Genomic DNA, 20,446 nt, shown 5'->3' with positions numbered 1-20,446 from the left:
TCGGCTCACATCCTCCGCAGGTCGGTGGCGAGGACGACGGCCTCACCCACGCGGTCCGAGGCGTCGAGGTCGACGCTCGCCTCGATGATCCAGTCGTGGTCGCCGGCAGGGTCGGCCAGGGTCTGGCGCACCAGCCACAGCCGCACGTCCTCGGCGTCATCGAGGCCCGGTGGTGGACCGCTCGCCTCCTCGATGTGCAGGTGGTGCGGGCCGCGGGCGTCCTGGTCGGTGGCGATCCGGTCGTGCTCCTCCCAGTAGTCCCCGAGGGCGACGTCCCAGTCGTCGCGGCGCATGACGGGGGAGCGGTCGTCATCGGCGAGCTCGGCCGCCGCCACCTCGATCGCGGCCAGGGCGCCGAGGTCATCGCGCGAGCAGCGTTCGACCCGCTGCCACAGCGCGCCGCGGACCATCGCCCGGAAGGGGCCGGTCCGTGCGGTGAGCGGTCGCGGTGGGGGTGCCTCCTCCCGTCCCCGGACGAGGTCGGCGGCGGACTCCGGGTGGGCGAGCGCCTCCCACTCGTCGAGCAGCGAGGAGTCGGTCTGGCGCACGGTCTCGCCGAGCCAGTCGATGATCTCCTCGAGGGCGGGTGAGGAGTGTGCCTCGGGCACGGTGCGGGTGAGGGTGCGGTAGGCATCGGTGAGGTAGCGCAGGACGAGTCCCTCGCGCGGGCCGAGCTGGAAGCGGCGCACGAAGTCGGCGAAGGACATCCCCTCCTGCCACATCAGTCGCACGATCGACTTCGGGACGAGGGCCTCCTCCGGCAGCCACGGGTGGGTCTGTCGGTAGGTCTCGAAGGCGGCGGCGAGGTCCTCGGCGAGCGGCTGCGGCCAGGTGATCTCCTCGAGCAGCTTCATCCGCTCCTCGTACTCGATGCCATCGGCCTTCATCTCCCCGATGGCATCGCCGCGCGCGGCGTGCTGCTGCGCCATGAGGATGGCGCGGGGGGACTCGAGCACCGCCTCGATCGTCGAGACGACGTCGAGGGCGTGGTTCGGGTCATCGGGGTCGAGCAGGTCGAGGGCGGCCAGGGCGAAGGGGGCCAGCGGCTGGTTGAGCGCGAAGTCCTTCGGCAGGTCCACGGTGAGCGTCACCGTCCTGCCGGTCTCGTCCGGCTCGGGGAGGCGCTCCAGCACCCCGGAGTCGAGGAGGCTGCGCCCGAGGCGGACGGCACGACGGGCGAGGCGGGTCCTGCCCCTCGTGTCCTCGTGGTTGTCCCTGGTCAGCCGGGAGAGGGCGGCCACCGGGTCGCCTGGCCGGGCGAGGACGCCGAGGATCATCGAGTTGTCGACCTTCATCCGCGACTTCAGGGTCTCCGGCGCACTGGTCGTCAGCTTGGTGAAGGTGTCCTCGGTCCACACGACGAAGCCCTCCGGGGCCTTCTTGCGCTGGACCTTCTTGCGCTTCTTCTCGTCGTCGCCCGCCTTGGCCAGCGCACGGTGGTTGTCGATGACGTGCTCGGGGGCCTGGACCACGACATATCCCTCGGTGTCGTACCCGGCGCGGCCGGCCCGTCCGGCGATCTGGAGGAACTCGCGCACCCGGAGCACGCGGTGGCGGGACCCGTCGAACTTCGTCAGCGAGGTGAACAGGACGGTGCGGATCGGGACGTTGATGCCGACACCGAGGGTGTCCGTCCCGCAGATCACCTTGAGCAGGCCCGCCTGGGCGAGCTGCTCGACGAGGCGGCGGTAGCGCGGGAGCATCCCCGCGTGGTGCACGCCGACGCCACGGCGCAGCATCCCCGAGAGGACCCGGCCGAAGCCCGCGGAGAAGCGGAAGTCGCCGAGACGGTCGGCGATGGCCTGCTTCTCGTCCGGGGTGAGCAGCTTGAGGGTCTGCAGCAGACGCGCGTGCTCGGAGGCCTTCGCCTGGGTCTGGTGGACGACGTAGACGGGGGCCCGCCGCCACTCGAGGATCTCCTCGATCGTCTCCTGCAGCGGGGTGAGCGCCCAGCTGAAGGTCAGCGGGACGGGACGCTCTGCTTCGTCCACGACGACGACGTCCCGGTCGGTGCGCTCGACCAGGTCCTCCTCGATGGCACGGGTGTCGCCGAGGGTGGCGGACATCAGCAGCATCTGTGCCTGTGGCAGCTCCAGCAGGGGCACCTGCCAGGCCCAGCCCCGCTCCGGCTCGGCGTAGTAGTGGAACTCGTCCATGACGACGAGACCGACATCGGCGTCCCTCCCTTCGCGCAGGGCGAGGTTGGCGAGGACCTCGGCCGTGCACACGATGACCGGCGCGTCGGCGTTGACCGAGGCATCGCCGGTGAGCATGCCGACGTTGTCCGCGCCGAAGACGGCACAGAGGTCGAAGAACTTCTCGCTCACGAGGGCCTTGATCGGGGCCGTGTAGAAGGCGACCTTGTCCTGGGCCAGGGCGTGCGCGATGGCGCCGGTGGCCACGAGCGACTTGCCCGATCCCGTGGGCGTCGCGAGGACGACGTGGTCGTCCCCGAGCAGGGCCATGACGGCCTCCTCCTGGTGCGGGTAGAGGCTCAGCCCGCGGTCCGCCGACCAGGCGGAGAACCGGGCGAAGACCTCGTCGGGGTCGGTCCCGACGGGCACGGAGAGGGGAGCAGGCAGGCGGACGGGAGCAGAGGTGGGTGACGTCATCGTGTGCCCATCGTCCCAGCGCCGGCGGGGGTGGTGCACCATGGCCCGGTGAACTCGATTCCCCGGTCGATCAGCAGCCCCATCCTGTCCCTGGACCCTCCGGTTCCCGATGACGTCGTGCTCGTGGCCGCGCTCATGGGCGTGCCCGCGAGCGCGGAGCGGCCCGTGGAGATCGTCGCCGCCTGGCGCGAGCACTGGGACACCCACGGCTTCGGGACGTGGATCATCCGCGACGAGCAGGGGGCGCGCGTCGGGTTCGTCGGGTTGCGGGCCGGTGCCGAGTTCATCCGGCTCACCCTGCGCGTCCTCGAGCGCGAAGGGGGCGACGACCTCGCCTCGGCCGCGTTGCGGCTCGTCGCGGCGCACGCCATGGAGTTCCTGCCGGACCTGCCGGTGCGCATCCGGGTCGCCCCGGAGGACATCGCCACCCGCTTCGTCGCCGAGTCCGCGGGGATGGAGCACGTGAGCGACCTCGACCACGTCGTCGACGAGGACGAGTGGCAGGTCCTCGAGCTGCCGTACGTCCGCGTCGTCGACCGGATCCCGCCGCGCGCTCGGGAGGCGATGCTCTCGATGTGGGTGGGCGTCAATGACGCCGGAGGGGCGGTCGGCTTCCTGCCCGGAGCCACCGCCGAGGACGTCGTCCCGGTGCTCGACGGCTACGTCGCCCGACTGGAGCAGGGCGACTCCGTGTGCGTCGCCCTGAACTCCCCGCTCGGCGAGCTGCTCGGCTTCGGTTTCGTCGTCGGCTCGACCGGAGCACTCATGGCCCACAGCGCAACGCTCGAGCGGGTGATGACCGACCCGGCCCGTCGGGGCACCAACTTCGGTGCGCTGCTGCTCGCCGGCCTGCACCGAGCTGCCCGGGAGCGGGGCCTCGAGCTGGTGACCCTCGACTACCGCGGAGGTACCGGGCTCGGCGAGTTCTACACCCGCTTCGGCTACACGGAGGTCGGGCGCGTGCCCGGGGCCGTCCGGGTCGCGCCCGGCGACGACCGTGACGGCGTGATCATGGCGCGGTCCCTGTGAGCGGCGCCCGCGCTCCCTTCGGTCTGGGCTGGACGCTCCACGGTGACGGCCGGACGGTGCGTCCCGACGAGGTCGTGCTGCCCGGCGAGCGACTCTCGTGGGGCAGGACCATCGGACTCGGGGCGCAGCACGTGGTGGCCATGTTCGGGGCGACCTTCCTCGTGCCCCTCCTGACCGACCTGCCTCCCGCGACCACGCTCTTCTTCAGCGGCGTGGGCACGATGCTCTTCCTGCTCATCACGGCCGGGCGCGTGCCGAGCTACCTCGGCAGCTCCTTCGCCTTCATCGCTCCGTTGACGGCGGCGACGAAGAGCCACGACCTGCCGACCGCCCTCGGTGGTGTCGTGCTCGCGGGCCTGACCCTCGCGGCCCTCGGCGTCCTCGTCCAGCTCGCCGGGGACCGGTGGCTGCGGGCCGTCATGCCCCCGATGGTCACCGGCGCGATCGTCGCGCTCATCGGACTCAACCTCGCGCCGAGCGCCAAGGACAACTTCATGGCCTCGCCGGTGACCGGCCTGGTCACCGTCGTCGTCATCCTCTTCGTCACCGTCGCGACCCGCACGCTGCTCTCCCGCATCGCGATCCTCGTCGGTGTGGCGGCCGGCTACGTCACCGCGCTCGTCCGCGGCGAGGTCGACTTCGCGCAGGTGGAGGCCGTGGGCTGGGTCGGCCTGCCGAGCTTCACCGCGCCCCACTTCGACGTCGCCGTCATCGGGCTCTTCATCCCCGTGGTGCTCGTCCTCGTCGCGGAGAACGTCGGCCACGTGCGATCGGTCGCGTCGATGACCGGGGAGGACCTCGACCCGGTCACCGGTCGGGCGCTCATCGCCGACGGACTCGCGACCACGCTCGCCGGCTCCGGGGGCGGTTCGGGCACGACGACCTACGCGGAGAACATCGGCGTCATGGCCGCAACCCGCGTCTACTCCACGGCCGCCTACTGGGTCGCGGCGCTGGTGGCGCTCCTGCTGTCCTTCTCCCCGAAGTTCGGCGAGGCCATCGCCACCGTTCCCCAGGGTGTGCTCGGCGGGGCCGGGACCGTCCTCTACGGCATGATCGGGCTGCTCGGAGCGAAGATCTGGATCGAGGCCAGGGTGGACTTCGGCAACCCGATCAACCTCATGACCGGTGCCGTCGCGCTGATCATCGGCATCGCCGACTACACGTGGACGATCGGGGACCTGCAGTTCGCCGGCATCGCCCTGGGCACCGGGGCCGCGCTCGTGGCCTTCCACCTCATGCGGGCGCTCAACCTCATCACGCATGCCGTCCCGGACCCGCTGCGCCCCGCCGTCGCCCCGGAGCGGGACCACGCGTGAGCGCGGCCCGGTAGCGCGGCTCAGGGGAGCAGACCCTCCTCGCGTGCGCGCGCCACGGCCGCGGTGCGCGAGTCGACGTCCAGCTTCGTGAAGGCGTGCACGAGGTGGGTCTTGACCGTCGCCTCGGAGATGAAGAGCGACCGGGCGATCTCGCGGTTGCCCAGCCCGGTGGCGACGGCGGCGAGGACCTCCACCTCGCGCGTCGAGAGATCGGCGCGCGGGCGTCCCATCCGGGCGACCACCCGCTGGGCGAGGGCGGGGGACAGGACGGTCTCGCCGGCGGCCGCTCGGACCACGGCGCCGACGATGTCGCCGGGGTCGGCGTCCTTGAGCAGGTACCCGGTGGCCCCGGCCTCGACCGCGCGGACGATGTCCCGGTCGGTGTCGTAGGTGGTCAGCACGAGGACGGCGGGCGCCGCGCGGCGGGTGCGAAGGGCGGTCGTCACCCCGACCCCGTCCATCCCGTCACCGAGGCGCAGGTCGGTGACGACGACGTCGGGCCGGGCGCGTTCGACGACGGCGAGGGCCTCCTCCCCGGTGCCCGCCTGCCCGGCGACCCGCAGCCGCTCGTCCTGCCCGAGCAGGGTGACGATCCCCATCCGGGTCACCGGGTGGTCCTCCACGACGACGACGCTGACGACACGGCCGCTCATGTCCCTGTCCTCCCTGGTGTCCTGTGGGGCAACGGGATCCATGCCGAGACGGCGGTCCCCTCGCCGGGGGCGGACTCGATGGCCAGGCCGCCGCCCACCTCGTGCAGGCGGGCCCGGGTGGCCCGCAGCCCGTAGCCGCCCTCACGGGGAGAGCCGGGAGACCCGGGGGAGGCCGCCCACCAGGCTGCGGCGTCGAACCCCCGGCCGTCGTCGACGACATCGACCCGGACCGCGTCCGCGGTCGCCTCGAGGCTGACGACGACCTCGGTGGCCCCCGCGTGGGTGCGCACATTGGCCAGCGCCCCCTGGACGCAACGCAGCAGCGTGACCTCCGCCGTGGTGGGCACGGGCGCGAGCATCCCCGCGACGACGACTCGTGCCGCGACCCCCGACTCCTCGGCGAAACGGTCGGTGACGCGCCGGAGGGCGCCGGGCAGGCTCCCTTCGTCCAGGTCAGCGGGCGCGAGCGCACCGACGACGCGGCGCGACTCCTCGAGCCCGGCCGCGGCCCCGTCCTCCACGTGCGTGAGGATCTCGCGCAGCCGGTCGCGGTCCTCCTCGGCGAGCGCCGCTCGGGCGAGCAGGAGGATCGAAGAGAAGCCCTGGGCGATCCCGTCGTGGATGTCCCGGGACAGGCGCGTGCGCTCGCTCGTCGCGCCCTCCGCCCGTTGCACCCGCGCGAGCTCGTCGCTGAGGGCCGTGGTCTCCTCCTGCGCCGCGTACAGCGAGGCGATGAGCTGCTGGCGTTCGACGCCGTCACGAACGAGGGCCTGCTGGGCCTTGGCGACCCCGAGCGCGACGACCATCCCGATGAGGGGCCCGATGACGGCGGCGAAGCTCGTCGTCCCGAGCTGACGCACGGGCTCGGCCACGACGACGCCGTAGACGGCGAGGGAGATGAGCACGGCCGGGACGAGCGGCAGGAGGTGCCCGGCGAGCAGCCAGATCGGGAAGGCGAGCCAGACGTTCTCCGGGGAGACCAGGACGAGCCCGACCCAGAGCAGCGCCAGCACGACGAACCACGTGGTGCCCCTCGCGCCGCGCCGCGCCAGCGGCACACCGACGGTGTACCAGCCGATGAAGACGGCCAGGCCCAGGAGCTCGGCGAGGGGGTGGGTGCCGTCGGCCAGGGCCCGTCCGGCGCAGACGGCGGCGAGGACCACGAGCAGGCCGTGCTGGCCCAGACGCAGCCACCACCCGGTGGCCGCGCCGACGGGACCGGCCGACGGGTCGTGCCCGGCGAGCGGCCCCGCGGCCGTGGACGTCTGCCTCACCGGCCCGACGCTACTCGGCCCGGCCACCAGAAGCGCTCGCCGATGAGGGCGGTGGCCGCGGGGACGACGAGCGTGCGGACGAGCAGCGTGTCGAGCAGGACCCCGAGCCCGACGATGAGCCCGAGCTGGCCGAGGACGACGAGGGGGAGCACCCCGAGGGCGGCGAAGACCGCGGCCAGCACGACGCCGGCACTGGTGATGACCGCCCCGGTGCGGGCGACCGCGCGGGCCACCCCCTCGCGGGTGCCGTGCTCGGCGGTCTCCGCCTTCGCCCGGTGCATGAGGAAGATCGTGTAGTCGATCCCCAGCGCCACGAGGAAGAGGAAGGCCAGGAGCGGGACCTGGACGTCCAGTGCCGGGTGACCGAGCAGGTGCTCGTCGAGCCACGCGCCGAGCCCGATCGCGGCGAGGGCACTGGCCGCATTGAGGACCAACAGCACGAGCGGGCCCACGAGCGCCCGCAGCAGCAGGACGAGGACCACGAGGTTCACCAGGAGGATGAGCGGGACGACGGTCTTGAGGTCGCTCTCGGCAGCGGCACGGGCGTCGAGCAGCTCGGCGGAGCCACCCCCGACCTTCGCGTCGGCACCGGTGACGTCGTGGGCCGCCGTGCGCAGGTCGCTCGCGAGGGCGAGGCTGGCCGGCGTACCCGGGGAGGGCTCGCCGACGACCGTGAGCCACGCGAGGCCGTCCCCGTTGCTCCCGGCGGGGACGACGGAGGTCACCCCCTCGACGGACGTCAGCGCGGAGATCGTGACGGCCCTGCTCCCCTCGTTCGTCGTGACGGTGAAGGGGGCGGCGGAGCCGGCCGGGAAGTGCTCGTCCACGGTGACGAGGCCGTCCGCGGACTCGGACGCGGTGCGGAAGGAGTCGGCCTGGCTCAGTCCCACGCTCGCACCGAGGAGGCCGGAGGCGAGCACGCCGAGCACGGCCAGACCGCCGACGAGGTACGCGGTGGGGCGGCCGACGACGGCACGCGAGATCCTGCCCCACACGCCGTCGCGCGACCGGTCGCCACCCGGGCGGGGGACGAAGGGCCAGAAGACCCGACGGCCGACGACCGCAAGCGCCGCGGGCAGGACGAGGACCACCGCGAGCAGGGCGATGACGAGGCCGACCGCCGATGCCAGACCGAGACCGCGGGTACCGGGGACGGCCGCGAGCAGCAGGGTGCCCAGCGCGAGGACGACGGTGGCATTGCTCGCGAGGATGGCGGGGACGGTGGCGCGCCAGGCGATGGCCATCGCAGCGCGGTGGTCCTCGTGCTCGTGCAGCTCCTCGCGGTAGCGGGAGATCAGCAGGAGGGCGTAGTTGGTGCCGGCCCCGAAGACGAGCACGGAGACGATCCCGGCGTCGAAGGGGAGTCCGCTCACCTCACCGACGGCGGCGGTCACGGTGCCGGCGACCTGGTCGGCGATGCCGACGACGGCCAGGGGGATGAGCCACAGGACGGGGGAACGATAGGTCAGGAGCAGCAGGATCGCGACGACACCGATCGTCACGGCCAGCAGGGTGACGTTCGCCCCGTCGAAGGCGGAGGTAATGTCGGCGCCGAAGGCGGGACCCCCGGTGACCTGCACGGTCATCCCGTCGGGGGAGTCCTGGGCGATGTCGGCGCGCAGGTCCGCGATCGTCGCGACGGTGGCATCGCTGTCCTCGCCCACCGTCATGGGGAAGGCGATCGTGGCGGCCTGACCGTCCTCGCTGGCGCGCGCCGGGGAAGGATGGCCGGCGGCGCCCAGACGGGCCGCCATCGCGTCCAGGCCGGAGAGGTCCTGCTCGGACAGGCGGGCGCCGTCCCCCTTCGTCGCGACGAGGAGGGCCGTGGCCTCGTCGCTGCCGGGGAAGGTCTCGAGCTGGTCGGCCACGACGGCGGACTCGGCGCTCGCGGAGTAGGTGTCACCGCGTGCGGGCGCCTCGGCGGAGCCGAGCGCGGAGCTGGTGAGGCCGACGAGCAGCAGCGCGAGGACGAGCACGACGAGCGCCCCGCGGCGGCCGGTCAGGCGCTGCGCGAGGGGTGGACGGGCCTCATCCGGTGGGGAGTCGGGACGGTGGGGGCGCAGGGTCGCTGTCATGGCATCCATCCCATCGCGAAGGGGGGTCTCGCCACATCGCGCGGGAGGTTGGTCCCTGGGTCGACCTTTCGATGGATGGCGACAACGCACCGTGGTGACGTCTGCCGGCCTGCTGCCACCGGGACATAGGCTGTCGACGATCACCACCAAGCCGCCACCAGTGGAGGAACCCCATGTGCCGAGTGCTCGCGTTCATCGGGCCGGAGACCCCGCTGGAGAACCTGCTCCTCAAGCCCACGAACAGCCTGGTCAACCAGGCCCTCGACCCGGAACGCCACCCGGAGCTCCAGCTGGCCGGGTGGGGGTTCGGCGCCTGGAGCGAGCACCTCCTCAACCCGCAGGACCCCTTCATCTACCGCCGACCCGTCGCCGCCTTCTACGACGACAACCTCGAGCGCATCGTCCCGAGCCTGCGCGCCAGCACGATGCTTGCCCACGTCAGGGCAGCCGCCTACGACGCGCAGGTCGTGCTGGCCGACGAGAACTGCCACCCCTTCTCGTTCACCGGGACCCCCTGGATCGTCGCCCAGAACGGCTACCTGCCGAACTGGCAGCTCCTGCAGCGGGAGCTCCTGCAGCACTGCAAGGACGTCTACCTGGAGCAGATGCGGGGTACGACGGACACGGAGTTCCTCTACGTGCTCCTGCTCTCACTGCTCGAGGGCGACCGCGATGAGGACGTCCAGCGTGCGGTCGAGAAGATGGTCCGGCTGATCGCCGCAGCGATGGAGGATCTCGACCTGCCGGGCCTGACCAAGCTGAAGATGGCGCTGGTGTCCACGAACCGCATCATCGGGGTCAACGTCGGTCTCGGACTCCACGGCGAGACGAGTCCGACCGGCGACTGGAAGGCCCTGCGTGAGTCCGGCCCGGGCACGGACGACTTCGACCTCTCGATGCTCCTGGAGCCGATGTACCTCCTGATGGGTCGCAACTTCGACAAGGACGAGGCGACCTACGACTTCGAGACGTGCGACGAGGAGGAGGCGACAGGCGCCATCTTCGCCTCGGAGGCACTGACCGACGACACCGACGGCTGGTCGCACGTCGGGTTCGGCGAGATCGTCTTCCTCCACAACGACGGCGGACGGGTGACCAAGACCATCAACACGCTGTCGGTGTAGGCGCGAGAGGGGCCAACTGCATCGGCTCGTTCGCCCCTGCTTGGTGACGCTGTGGACGGCGTGTGCGGGCCGTCGCCGTGGCGTCCTAGGGTGGGGCAGTGCCCTCGTCAGTTGAGTCCCTGCTCGCCGCCGCCGTCGGGGGAGTGGGCGGCACGACGCGCCCGGGTCAGGTCGACATGGCCACGGCCGTCGCCCGCGCCATCGACACCGAGGAGCACCTCCTCGTCCAGGCGGGGACCGGTACCGGCAAGTCCCTGGCCTACCTCGTGCCCGCCGTCGAGCACGCCCAGCGCACCGGCCGACCCGCAGTCGTCGCCACCGCGACCCTCGCCCTGCAGGCGCAGATCGTCGACCGGGACATGCCCCGGCTCGCGGACTCCCTCACCGGTCACCTCACGCGCCGCCCGACCTACGCGATCGTCAAGGGCCGCCGCAACTACGTGTGCAAGCACAAGCTCGAGGGTGGCTTCCCCGCCGAGGACGAGGGCATGTTCGACGTGGGAGAGGTCGACGCCGCCGCCGGTCGCCTGGGCAAGGAGGTCGTCCGGGTCCGCGAGTGGGCGCAGGAGACGGAGTCCGGGGACCGCGACGAGCTCGTCCCCGGTGTCTCCGAGAAGGCCTGGCGACAGGTCTCGGTCTCGGCGCAGGAGTGCCTCGGCTCGAAGTGCCCGATGGTCGCCGAGTGCTTCGTCGAGCGATCCCGCGAGGCCGCCAAGGACGTCGACGTCATCGTCACCAACCACTCCTTCATGGCCATCGACGCCTTCGAGGGCCGGCCCCTGCTGCCCGAGCACGACGTGCTCGTCATCGACGAGGCCCACGAGCTCGTCGACCGCGTCACCTCGACCGTCACCGATGAGCTCACCCCGGGCGGCATCCGGGCCGCGGCGAAGCGCGGTCGCTCCTTCGCCGAGTCCACGGACGACCTCGACGACCTCGCCGGCGACCTGGAGGCCGTCCTCGAGGAGGCACCCGAGGGTCGGCTGGCCACCGGCATCCCCGATGCCCTCGCGAGCATCCTCGGCCGGTGCCGGGACGTCAGCCGTGCCCTGCTCACCGAGATGAAGCCGCCGAAGGGCGAGCAGGTCGACGCCTCCCGGCAGATCGCCCTCGCGACCGTCGAGGAGGTCCACGACACCGCCGGACGGATGCTCGAGGAGCACGAGCTCGACGTCATCTGGGTCAGTCGTGACATGCGTCGCGGCCCGCTGCTGCGCGTCGCCCCGATGAGCGTCGCAATGCGCGTGCGCGAGCGGATCTTCGGCACGGGGGCCACCGATGCCGACGAGGGGGTGCGCGACCGCACGGTCGTCCTCACCTCCGCGACCCTCGAGCTCGGCGGGACCTTCGATGCCGTGGCCGGCACCCTCGGCCTGCGTGGGCCGGGGGCGCCCGAGTGGACCGGTCTCGACGTCGGGTCCCCCTTCGACTACGCCCAGCAGGGCATCGCCTACGTCGCCGAGCACCTCCCCGCCCCCGGGCGCGACGGACTGGCCACGCAGACCCTCGACGAGATCGAGGCGCTGGTGCGGGCCGCCGGGGGACGCACCCTCGGGCTCTTCTCGTCCATGCGGGCGGCGAAGGAGGCGACCGAGGCGATGCGTGAGCGTCTCGGTGACGAGGTCACCGTCCTCTGCCAGGGCGAGGAGACCATCGGCACGCTCGTGCGCGACTTCGCCCGTGACCCCGCGACCATCCTCTTCGGCACGCTCACCCTGTGGCAGGGGGTCGACGTGCCCGGCAGCAGCTGCCAGCTCGTGCTCATCGACCGCATCCCCTTCCCGCGGCCGGACGACCCGCTCTCGTCCGCGCGCACCCAGGAGATCGCCCGCCGTGGGGGCAACGGCTTCATGTCGGTCTCGGCCACGCACGCCGCGCTCCGGCTCGCCCAGGGTGCCGGACGCCTCATCCGTCGCTCCGACGACCGGGGGGTCGTCGCCTTCCTCGACCACCGGATGATCAAGGCGCGTTACGCCGGCTTCCTGCAGCGCTCCCTGCCCCCCTTCTGGCCGACGACCGACCGGGATCTCGTGCTCGGGGCTCTGCGCCGGCTCGACGAGACCGCCCCGGAGGTGCAGCCGGTCGCGGAGCCCGGCCGGCGGGGGATGACCGGGCAGGCGGTGGTAGCGGACCCCGGCCCCGCCGACGGGGTGCGCACGGCCGTCACGCAAGGCGAAGGGTGGTCCGTCCAGGACGACGACGAGCTGCGCGACGGCGTCGACCTCGGGCTGCCCCTCGAGGAGCTCGCCGCCTCCCTCGACCGGGACGAGGCGGTCGTCACGGCCCGGGCGACGGCGCTCGGGCTCGTTGTCCCGACGCGGGGATAGCCTGTCGGTCATGGACCTTCGCCGTCCCGGCCGCTCCGGACCCACCCTCGTCCCGCTGGTGCCGACGGTGGCCCCGTGGTGACCACACCCCCCTTCGTCCTCGTCTCCGGTCCCGAGGCCGTCCTCGCGGACCGGGCGGTGGACCAGGTCATCGCCGACGTCAAGGTCACCCGGCCCGAGCTCGAGGTCATCACCCTCCTGGCCGAGGCGTACGAGGAGGGCGAGCTGAGCGTGCAGGCCAGCCCCTCGCTCTTCGGCGAGGACAAGGTCATCGTCGTGCGCGACCTCCACCAGGCGCCCGAGGTCCTGCAGGTCGACCTGCTGTCCTACCTCGCCGACCCCGAGGAGTCGGTGACGCTGGTGGTCACCCACGCGTCGGGCAACCGCGGCAAGAAGGTCCTCGACACCCTGAAGAAGGCCGGGGCCCGGGTGATCGAGGCCCCGGCGATCAAGTCCGACCGGGACAAGGCGGACTTCGTGACCCACGAGTTCCGGCGGGCGCGGCGCAAGGCGACCCCGGAGGCGGTGCAGGCCCTCGTCGAGGCCGTGGGCAAGGACGTGCGCGAGCTCGCCTCCGCGTGCCAGCAGCTCGTCGACGACACGACCGGAACCATCGATGACGCCGTCGTCGAGCGCTACCACGGGGGCCGGGTCGAGGCGACCGGCTTCAAGGTCGCCGACGCCGCGGTGGCCGGGCGGACCGGCGAGGCCCTGCGGCTCCTCCGCCACGCGGTCAACGTCGGCGTGGACCCGGTGCCGATCGTCGCCGTGCTCGCCCAGCAGCTGCGCCAGCTGGCCAAGGTCGGGGGAGCGGGTCGGGGCCGCAGCGTCGATCTCGCGCGCGACCTCGGGATGGCGCCGTGGCAGGTGGACAAGGCGCGGCGGTCACTGCAGGGATGGAGCGGCGATGCCCTCGGCCGGAGCATCCGGTCGGTCGCGGCCGCCGACGTGGAGGTCAAGGGCGGGGGGCGGGACCCCGTCTACGCCGTGGAGAAGGCGGTCCTGACGATCACTCGCGAGCGCAACGGCGAGCGGTGAGCCGGCGTTTTGTCGTTGCGTCGCGGCCCCTGCTAAGTTTGGTCTTTGCGTGCGCGCATGGTCGTGCGCGCAGCGCAAGCAGCATCCAGGGCGTCTCTCCCACGGTGTCCCCACGCCGGTCCCGAGTCGCCTTGCCGCCCTCTAACGGCAGAACATCATCACGACCAAGAAGGTACTCCTGTGGCAAACATCAAGTCCCAGATCAAGCGCGTCAAGACGAACGCGACCCGGACCGAGCGCAACCGCACCTACAAGTCGGAGATGCGCACGTGGATCCGCAAGGTGCGCACGGCCGTCGACGCCGGTGACGCCGAGGCCGCCAAGGCGGCTCTCGTCACCGCGAGCACCAAGCTCGACAAGGGCGTGAGCAAGGGCGTCATCCACGCCAACCAGGCCGCGAACAAGAAGTCGGCCCTGGCGAAGCGCGTCAACGCTCTCTGAGTCGAGGACCCGAAGGGGGTCGGTCACCATCACGGTGACCGACCCCCTTCGTCATGTCCGGATGCCGGTCCGGCCCTCGGTCCGTGGGAGGATGGGCTCGAGCCCTGTCCCGACGAACCCGAGGTCCGCCACCCGTGTCACCCCAGGCCCGAGAGGCCCTTCCTCCGAACGCGACGCCGACGGCGAAGATCCGCAACTTCTGCATCATCGCGCACATCGACCACGGCAAGTCCACGCTCGCCGACCGGATGCTGCAGATCACCGGTGTCGTCGAGCCCCGGCAGATGCGTGCGCAGTACCTCGACCGCATGGACATCGAGCGCGAGCGCGGCATCACGATCAAGTCGCAGGCCGTGCGCATGCCGTGGGCCCACGAGGACGCCGCGGGCGAGTCCGAGGTCTTCTGCCTCAACATGATCGACACGCCGGGCCACGTCGACTTCACCTACGAGGTCTCCCGGTCGCTCGCCGCCTGCGAGGGCGCGGTGCTCCTCGTCGATGCCGCCCAGGGCATCGAGGCGCAGACCCTCGCCAACCTCTACCTGGCCATGGAGAACGATCTGACGATCATCCCCGTGCTCAACAAGATCGACCTGCCGGCGGCCCAGCCGGAGAAGTACGCCGAGGAGATCGCCGGGCTCATCGGGTGCGATCCCGAGGACGTGCTCAAGGTCAGCGGCAAGACCGGTGAGGGCGTCGAGGAGCTCCTCGAGCAGATCGTCATCCAGCTCCCGCCCCCCGAGGGGGACGCCGACGCTCCGGCCCGGGCGATGATCTTCGACTCCGTCTACGACAACTACCGCGGAGTCGTCACCTACGTCCGCGTCGTCGATGGTGACCTCAACCCGCGCGAGAAGATCATCATGATGTCGACCCGGGCGACCCACGAGCTGCTGGAGATCGGGGTCATCTCACCCGAGATGACGCCGAGCAAGGGCCTGGGCGTCGGCGAGGTCGGCTACCTCATCACCGGGGTGAAGGACGTGCGGCAGTCCAAGGTCGGCGACACCGTGACCAATGCCGGGACACCGGCGGCCGAGGCCATCGGCGGGTACAAGGACCCGATGCCGATGGTCTTCTCCGGCCTCTACCCGCTGGACGGCAGCGACTACCCGACCCTGCGTGACGCCCTCGACAAGCTCAAGCTCAACGACGCCGCGCTCGTCTACGAGCCGGAGACGTCCGCGGCCCTCGGCTTCGGGTTCCGCTGCGGCTTCCTCGGGCTGCTGCACCTGGAGATCTGTCGGGAGCGGCTGGAGCGCGAGTTCAACCTCGAGCTCATCTCGACCCAGCCCAATGTCGTCTACGACGTGACGATGGACGACGCCACCGAGATCGTCGTGACCAACCCGAGCGAGTTCCCCTACGGCAAGGTCGGCGAGGTGCGCGAGCCGATCGTCAAGGCGACGATCCTCCTGCCGAGCGAGTTCATCGGTGCGGTCATGGAGCTGTGCCAGTCCAAGCGGGGTCAGCTCGGTGGCATGGACTACCTCTCGGAGGACCGCGTCGAGATGCGTTACACGCTGCCGCTCGCGGAGATCGTCTTCGACTTCTTCGACCAGCTGAAGTCGAAGACCCGCGGCTATGCCTCCCTCGACTACCAGGAGGCCGGTGACCAGTCGGCCGACCTCGTCAAGGTCGACATCCTGCTGCAGGGCGAGGGCGTCGACGCCTTCAGCGCGGTCGTGCACAAGGACAAGGCCTATGCCTACGGGACGCTCATGGTCGGCAAGCTCAAGGAGCTCATCCCGCGCCAGCAGTTCGAGGTGCCGATCCAGGCCGCCATCGGGTCCCGGATCATCGCCCGTGAGAACATCCGCGCCATCCGCAAGGACGTGCTCGCGAAGTGCTACGGCGGCGACATCTCCCGCAAGCGCAAGCTCCTCGAGAAGCAGAAGGAGGGCAAGAAGCGCATGAAGAACATCGGTACCGTCGAGGTGCCGCAGGAGGCCTTCATCGCCGCGCTCTCCTCCGACGACAACGCCGTGGAGAAGGCCAAGAAGTAGCCGTCCCTGCGTCTATCGTGGGTGGATGGCGGAGTTCGTCGAGGCGCGCATCCCCGCTCACCTGCGCGCGTTCGTGGAGTCGATGACGGGGTACCGCATCTCCGGTGCCCGTCCCGGGGTCCACGTCGGGATGCCCTCGGGCACGGTGACGCTCGTCCTCTCGCTCGACGCCCCACTGGACCTCGTGGGCGCCGACGGACGTGAAGGGCGCTTCGACACCCTCATCGCGGGCCTGCACGCCACCCCGGCCTTCATCCGGCACGACGGCCGCCAGCACGGGCTCCAGCTCGCCCTGACACCGGCCGGTGCGTCAGTGCTCCTCGGCGGTCCACCGGGGGAGCTGTCCGGGACGACCGTCGACCTCGGCGAGCTCGTCGGTCCACGGGCCCGCCGGCTGCACGAGAGGGTGTCCGAGACCCCCGGGTGGGACGCCCGGTTCTCGCTCGTCACCGACGCGCTCTTCGCCCGGCCCGAGCCCCGGTGGCTGCCGCGCCCGGAGGTGGAGCACGCGTGGCGACTGCTGGAGGCGAGCCGTGGTCGTGCGCCGATCCGTGAGGTCGCGTCCGAGGTCGGGTGGTCCGCGCGCCACCTCGGTGAGCGCTTCCGGGCCGAGTACGGGCACGCACCCAAGACGACCGCCAGGGTGTTGCGCTTCCAGGAGAGCCACCGGCTCGTGGCTGCCGGGATGCCCTTGGCGCAGGTCGCCGCGCACTGCGGTCTCGCCGACCAGAGCCACCTCAACCGGGAGTGGCTCGCCTTCGTGGGATCACCCCCCACCCGGTGGTTGCGAGCGGACGACCTCGCATTCGTCCAAGACCGGGGCGGCTCGTCCCGGTGATCCTTGGGGACATGACACCCACGACACGGACCGACCACACCATCTGGCCCGGCATCACCGCCCGCGACCCCATCGCGCTGCGCGCCTGGTTGCGTGACCTCGGCTTCGAGGAGGGGATCCTCGTCGAGGAGGACGCGCTGGTGCGGCACAGCGAGATGCTCTGGCCCGAAGGGGGCCGGGTGATGATCTCGAGCGCGCGCCCGGACGACCCCCACTTCACCACGCCCGTCGGTGGAGCCATGCTCTACGTGGTCACCGACGACCCGGCGGCCGTCCACGCGCGCGCGGAGGCTGCGGGGGCGACCCTCACCCGGCCGATGGCGGACGCCGACTACGGCTCGCGTGGCTTCAGCATCCTCGACCCGGAGGGCAACTCGTGGAGCTTCGGCACCTACGCCGGGTGACGTGACGAAGGCGACGCCACGGCTCGGGGCGCCGTCGGTGGGTGACGCATAGGGTCCACCCCATGGCCCAGCAGACCTTTGACCTGTACCAGCGCATCAGCCGCCTGCCGGCGGGCAAGCGGATCTTCTCGTTCGTCTACAGCCTCAAGGCGCCGTACTTCGCGACCGTGCGTCCCGTGGTGCGCGAGGTGCGGGCGGACTACGCGGAGCTGTCCATCCGCAACCGCAAGCGCGTGCACAACCACATCGGCACCCTGCACGCCATCGCGGTCTGCAACGGTCTCGAGGCCGCGATGGGCCTGCTCGCGGAGGCGACCTGCCCGCAGGACCGGCGCTGGTTGCCCCGTGGCCTGCAGGTCAGCTATCTCGCGAAGTCGACGACGGACCTGCTCTGCGTCGCCGAGACCGACCCGCAGCAGTGGGCCGAGACCCCCGGTGACGTCGAGATCCGGGTCAGGGCCGTGCGCACCGACGGTGTCGTCGCCGTCGAGGGCGTCATCCCGGTCTACGTGAGCATGAAGCCGACCGGGGCCCCGTCGGCCTGATCGGCCCCGGCCGGGCTCAGTCGACGAGCCGATCCCGCAGCCGGTCCACCTGGTCGCTGCCCCAGCCCTGCTCGCGCAGCCAGCCGGTGGCGCCGCCGTGCTCCTCGGCGAGGGTGCGCAGGATCGCCGCCATCGTCTCCGGCTGTGGAGTCTGCTCGTCGATCGAGCGGCCCTGGAGTCCCCGGGCGTAGGGCTCGACGTCGATGAGGCGCTCGACGATCTGCGTGATCCGCTCCGCGCTCGCCGCGTAGTCGAGGACGATCTCCTCGTCGGGGACGCCGGCGGCGGACAGGGCCAGCGCCGTCACCGTCCCGGTGCGGTCCTTGCCCGCGGCGCAGTGCACGACCGTCCCCCCACGGCTGCCGGTGATGACGGCGAGCGCGCCGGCGACCGAGTCGGGTCGCTGGGCGAGGTAGCCGAGGTAGTGCTGCGTCCAGAAGTCGGGCGCGCTCCGGTCGCTCTGCTCACCCTGCAGCAGCAGCGCCCGCTCGACGCCGACCTCGCCGTCCTCCACGAGGAAGCTGTGGTGGTGGTGCGCCAGCGAGGTCTCGGTGAGCGGACCCGGGCCGGCGATCTCCCGCTCGGTGTTGCTGCGCAGATCGATGATGTCGGTGACCCCGACGGTCTCGACGAGGTGTCGCACATCCGCGGGGGAGAGGTCCTGGAGGTTGTCGCTGCGCACGAGCCGTCCCTCGCGGGTGCGGCCCCCCGCGTGGGTGGGCAGCCCCCCGAGGTCACGCATGTTGACGACACCATCGAGCTCGATCCACCGCGTCATGGTCCATACCGTAGCCACCCCTGCTGACAGGAGGGTGACCGAGTTGTGCCCGCCGGGTGGGAGGATGGTCGGGTGCCTGCCCTGCCCGACGGAGACGAGGCGCCGCGCGACGGTGTCCTGCCACCCACAGCCCGTGCCGCGGTGGGCGAGCGTCCCTTCGGGATCTACCTCCACGTGCCCTTCTGCACCGTGCGGTGCGGCTACTGCGACTTCAACACCTACACCGCGACCGAGCTCGGCCCGGTCGGGGGAGCGAAGGGCGCCAGCGTCGCCACCTTCGTCGACGCCGCGATCGCCGAGCTCGACCTCGCCGGCGGGGTCCTCGGGAGCCCACCGCCGGTGTCCACGGTGTTCGTCGGCGGGGGCACACCCACCCTGCTGCCACCCGAGGACCTCGTGCGCTTCCTCGCCGCCGTGCGGCACCGGTGGGGCCTGACCGAGGACGTCGAGGTCACCACGGAGGCCAACCCGGACAGCGTCACCGCGGAGTCGCTGCGGACCCTGGCCGACGGTGGCTTCACGCGCGTCAGTCTCGGCATGCAGTCGGCCGTCCCGGGGGTCCTCGCCACGCTCGACCGCACGCACGACCCCGCGAACGTCGCCAAGGCCGTCGCCGCCGCGCGGGGCGCCGGTCTCGCCGTGAGCCTGGACCTCATCTACGGCACCCCCGGGGAGACGTTGCAGGAGTGGGGCACCTCCCTCGAGACCGCCGTCGCGCTCGAGCCGGACCACCTCTCGGCCTACGCACTCACCGTCGAGGAGGGCACGAAGCTCGCCGCCCGGGTGCGCCGTGGAGAGCTGCCGCGACCGACCGACGACGACGAGGCCGACAAGTACGAGCTGGCGGACGAGATGCTCGGTGCCGCGGGCTACGAGTGGTACGAGATCAGCAACTGGTCGCGCACCGACGCCGACCGCTGCCGGCACAACGAGGCCTACTGGCGCAGCGACGACTGGTGGGGCGTCGGCCCGGGGGCGCACAGCCACGTGGCGGGGGTCCGCTGGTGGAACGTCAAGCACCCCGCCACCTGGGCCCAGCGCCTGGCCGAGGGGTCACCGGCGGCAGCTCGCGAGCTGCTCACCCGGGAGCAGCGCACGGACGAGGAGATCCTCTTGGGTGTCCGCCTCCGGGAGGGCCTGCCCACCGACCGCCTCGACCCCGACGGGCGAAGGGCGGTCGCCGGGCTCGTCGCGGACGGTCTCGTCGACGGCCGGGCGGCGATCGGCGGCCACGTGCGTCTCACCCGTCGCGGACGGCTGCTGGCCGACACCGTCGTGCACCACCTCATCGCCGGTGCCCCCGAGCCCGAGGTGTCCACCCGTCGTGCCTGAGCCGTCCGCCATCCCGGACATCATCCGGGTCCTCGACCTCATGGGCGTCTTCGCGAACGGCCTCCTCGGGGGAGCCGTCGCCCGGCGCCACCACCTCGACCCGGTGGGCTTCAGCGTCCTCGCCATCGTCTCCGCCCTCGGTGGTGGCGCGATCCGTGACGTGCTGCTCAACCTGCAACCCGTCGCGCTCACCGACCTCAGCTACCTGACGACGGCCCTCATCGCCGCCCTCGTGGCCTTCCTCGTCCCGCTGGAGGGGCGGCGCTGGAACCAGCTCTTCCCCTGGGTCGATGCGATCGCCCTCGGGACCTGGGCCGTGGTCGGCACGCAGAAGGCGCTCAGCCACGACATCGACTGGCTCCCGGCGATCCTCCTGGGCGTGCTCACGGCGTGCGGCGGTGGCGCGGTGCGCGACATGATGCTCGGTCGGGTCCCGGTGATCCTCCAGCGCTCCGAGCTGTACGCGAGCGCGGCCTTCGTCGGCGGGTCCACGTACGTCCTCCTGCAGCTCCTCGCCCCGCCGTCGGTGGCCTCGCCCGTCGCGGTGGTCGTCGGCGGTGGGGTATGTCTCGTCGCGCGTCGGCGCGGCTGGATGCTCCCCACGGAACCGCGGTGGGTCGTGGTGCGTCCCAAGGAGTGACCGCTCGGCGG

General features: G+C 71.8%; 17 protein-coding genes. 12 read left to right on the top strand and 5 right to left on the bottom strand.

Annotated elements, in window-relative coordinates; all coding sequences use genetic code 11:
• Positions 1-5: 5 nt before the first annotated feature.
• A complete protein-coding gene (locus ACR9E9_RS12845; RefSeq protein WP_435199048.1) occupies positions 6-2,612 on the bottom strand; it encodes a DEAD/DEAH box helicase in 2,607 nt (868 codons plus the stop codon).
• Positions 2,613-2,660: 48 nt separating this feature from the next.
• Here ACR9E9_RS12845 and ACR9E9_RS12840 point away from each other — a divergent pair, with 48 nt between their 5' ends.
• Both ACR9E9_RS12840 and ACR9E9_RS12835 read left to right on the top strand, forming a co-directional pair.
• On the top strand, positions 2,661-3,641 hold the full coding sequence (locus ACR9E9_RS12840) for a GNAT family N-acetyltransferase (protein ID WP_435199046.1): 981 nt from the start codon (positions 2,661-2,663) through the stop codon (positions 3,639-3,641).
• A complete protein-coding gene (locus ACR9E9_RS12835) occupies positions 3,638-4,960 on the top strand; it encodes a uracil-xanthine permease family protein (RefSeq protein WP_435199044.1) in 1,323 nt (440 codons plus the stop codon). The genes ACR9E9_RS12840 and ACR9E9_RS12835 overlap by 4 nt, the downstream gene beginning before the upstream one ends.
• A gap of 20 nt (positions 4,961-4,980) precedes the next feature.
• Here ACR9E9_RS12835 and ACR9E9_RS12830 read toward each other — a convergent pair whose 3' ends face one another.
• From ACR9E9_RS12830 to ACR9E9_RS12820, 3 genes are read right to left on the bottom strand one after another with little or no spacing between them, the layout of a single operon-like run.
• Positions 4,981-5,613 (bottom strand): response regulator, encoded by a 633-nt coding sequence (locus ACR9E9_RS12830; protein WP_435199042.1) that lies wholly within the window; start codon positions 5,611-5,613, stop codon positions 4,981-4,983.
• Complete coding sequence (locus ACR9E9_RS12825; RefSeq protein ID WP_435199040.1) at positions 5,610-6,887, bottom strand: histidine kinase; 1,278 nt, start codon at positions 6,885-6,887, stop codon at positions 5,610-5,612. Before ACR9E9_RS12825 ends, ACR9E9_RS12830 begins: the two co-directional genes overlap by 4 nt.
• Positions 6,884-8,962 (bottom strand): MMPL family transporter, encoded by a 2,079-nt coding sequence (locus ACR9E9_RS12820; protein WP_435199038.1) that lies wholly within the window; start codon positions 8,960-8,962, stop codon positions 6,884-6,886. The genes ACR9E9_RS12825 and ACR9E9_RS12820 overlap by 4 nt, the downstream gene beginning before the upstream one ends.
• A gap of 173 nt (positions 8,963-9,135) precedes the next feature.
• Between ACR9E9_RS12820 and ACR9E9_RS12815 the strand changes: the two genes are divergently transcribed.
• The 8 genes from ACR9E9_RS12815 to ACR9E9_RS12780 all read left to right on the top strand — a co-directional run bounded on the left by ACR9E9_RS12815 (position 9,136) and on the right by ACR9E9_RS12780 (position 17,685).
• Positions 9,136-10,086 (top strand): class II glutamine amidotransferase, encoded by a 951-nt coding sequence (locus ACR9E9_RS12815; RefSeq protein WP_435199036.1) that lies wholly within the window; start codon positions 9,136-9,138, stop codon positions 10,084-10,086.
• A gap of 98 nt (positions 10,087-10,184) precedes the next feature.
• A complete protein-coding gene (locus ACR9E9_RS12810) occupies positions 10,185-12,413 on the top strand; it encodes an ATP-dependent DNA helicase (RefSeq protein WP_435199034.1) in 2,229 nt (742 codons plus the stop codon).
• A gap of 75 nt (positions 12,414-12,488) precedes the next feature.
• A complete protein-coding gene (holA, locus tag ACR9E9_RS12805) occupies positions 12,489-13,451 on the top strand; it encodes a DNA polymerase III subunit delta (protein ID WP_435199032.1) in 963 nt (320 codons plus the stop codon).
• 180 nt (positions 13,452-13,631) lie between these two features.
• Positions 13,632-13,892 (top strand): 30S ribosomal protein S20, encoded by a 261-nt coding sequence (gene rpsT, locus ACR9E9_RS12800; protein WP_435199030.1) that lies wholly within the window; start codon positions 13,632-13,634, stop codon positions 13,890-13,892.
• Positions 13,893-14,026: 134 nt separating this feature from the next.
• Entirely contained in the window at positions 14,027-15,898 is a 1,872-nt protein-coding gene (gene lepA, locus ACR9E9_RS12795; protein ID WP_435199028.1) for a translation elongation factor 4, read from the top strand.
• Between the two features lie 25 nt (positions 15,899-15,923).
• A complete protein-coding gene (locus ACR9E9_RS12790) occupies positions 15,924-16,736 on the top strand; it encodes a helix-turn-helix domain-containing protein (protein ID WP_435199026.1) in 813 nt (270 codons plus the stop codon).
• 11 nt (positions 16,737-16,747) lie between these two features.
• Entirely contained in the window at positions 16,748-17,140 is a 393-nt protein-coding gene (locus ACR9E9_RS12785) for a VOC family protein (protein ID WP_435199024.1), read from the top strand.
• A gap of 62 nt (positions 17,141-17,202) precedes the next feature.
• Positions 17,203-17,685 (top strand): hotdog fold domain-containing protein, encoded by a 483-nt coding sequence (locus ACR9E9_RS12780; protein WP_435199022.1) that lies wholly within the window; start codon positions 17,203-17,205, stop codon positions 17,683-17,685.
• A 16-nt stretch (positions 17,686-17,701) separates the two neighbouring features.
• Here the strand turns inward: ACR9E9_RS12780 and ACR9E9_RS12775 are convergent, their stop codons facing one another.
• Complete coding sequence (locus ACR9E9_RS12775) at positions 17,702-18,463, bottom strand: tyrosine-protein phosphatase (RefSeq protein WP_435199020.1); 762 nt, start codon at positions 18,461-18,463, stop codon at positions 17,702-17,704.
• 72 nt (positions 18,464-18,535) lie between these two features.
• On the opposite strand from ACR9E9_RS12775, the gene hemW reads away from it, so the two are divergent.
• Both hemW and ACR9E9_RS12765 read left to right on the top strand, forming a co-directional pair.
• Positions 18,536-19,795, top strand: a complete 1,260-nt coding sequence (hemW, locus tag ACR9E9_RS12770) for a radical SAM family heme chaperone HemW (protein WP_435199018.1) — start codon at positions 18,536-18,538, stop codon at positions 19,793-19,795.
• Positions 19,788-20,435 carry a trimeric intracellular cation channel family protein gene (locus ACR9E9_RS12765; RefSeq protein WP_435199016.1) on the top strand — a complete coding sequence of 216 codons (648 nt, stop codon included), beginning with the start codon at positions 19,788-19,790 and terminating at the stop codon, positions 20,433-20,435. Before hemW ends, ACR9E9_RS12765 begins: the two co-directional genes overlap by 8 nt.
• The last annotated feature ends 11 nt before the right edge of the window (positions 20,436-20,446 follow it).

Source organism: Janibacter sp. GS2 (genome assembly GCF_051200835.1).
In the GTDB taxonomy this organism is placed as follows: domain Bacteria; phylum Actinomycetota; class Actinomycetes; order Actinomycetales; family Dermatophilaceae; genus Janibacter.
Note: the sequence above shows the minus strand (reverse complement) of the source record. Positions and strands in the feature narration are given on the sequence as shown.

What these genes read in the sequence shown, in the direction of transcription:
- ACR9E9_RS12845 (WP_435199048.1), bottom strand. Translation starts at nt 2,612, where the DNA reads ATGACGTCACCCACCTCTGCTCCCGTCCGCCTGCCTGCTCCCCTCTCC.
- ACR9E9_RS12830 (WP_435199042.1), bottom strand. Translation starts at nt 5,613, where the DNA reads ATGAGCGGCCGTGTCGTCAGCGTCGTCGTCGTGGAGGACCACCCGGTG.
- ACR9E9_RS12820 (WP_435199038.1), bottom strand. Translation starts at nt 8,962, where the DNA reads ATGACAGCGACCCTGCGCCCCCACCGTCCCGACTCCCCACCGGATGAG.
- ACR9E9_RS12815 (WP_435199036.1), top strand. Translation starts at nt 9,136, where the DNA reads ATGTGCCGAGTGCTCGCGTTCATCGGGCCGGAGACCCCGCTGGAGAAC.
- ACR9E9_RS12790 (WP_435199026.1), top strand. Translation starts at nt 15,924, where the DNA reads ATGGCGGAGTTCGTCGAGGCGCGCATCCCCGCTCACCTGCGCGCGTTC.
- ACR9E9_RS12785 (WP_435199024.1), top strand. Translation starts at nt 16,748, where the DNA reads ATGACACCCACGACACGGACCGACCACACCATCTGGCCCGGCATCACC.
- ACR9E9_RS12780 (WP_435199022.1), top strand. Translation starts at nt 17,203, where the DNA reads ATGGCCCAGCAGACCTTTGACCTGTACCAGCGCATCAGCCGCCTGCCG.
- ACR9E9_RS12775 (WP_435199020.1), bottom strand. Translation starts at nt 18,463, where the DNA reads ATGACGCGGTGGATCGAGCTCGATGGTGTCGTCAACATGCGTGACCTC.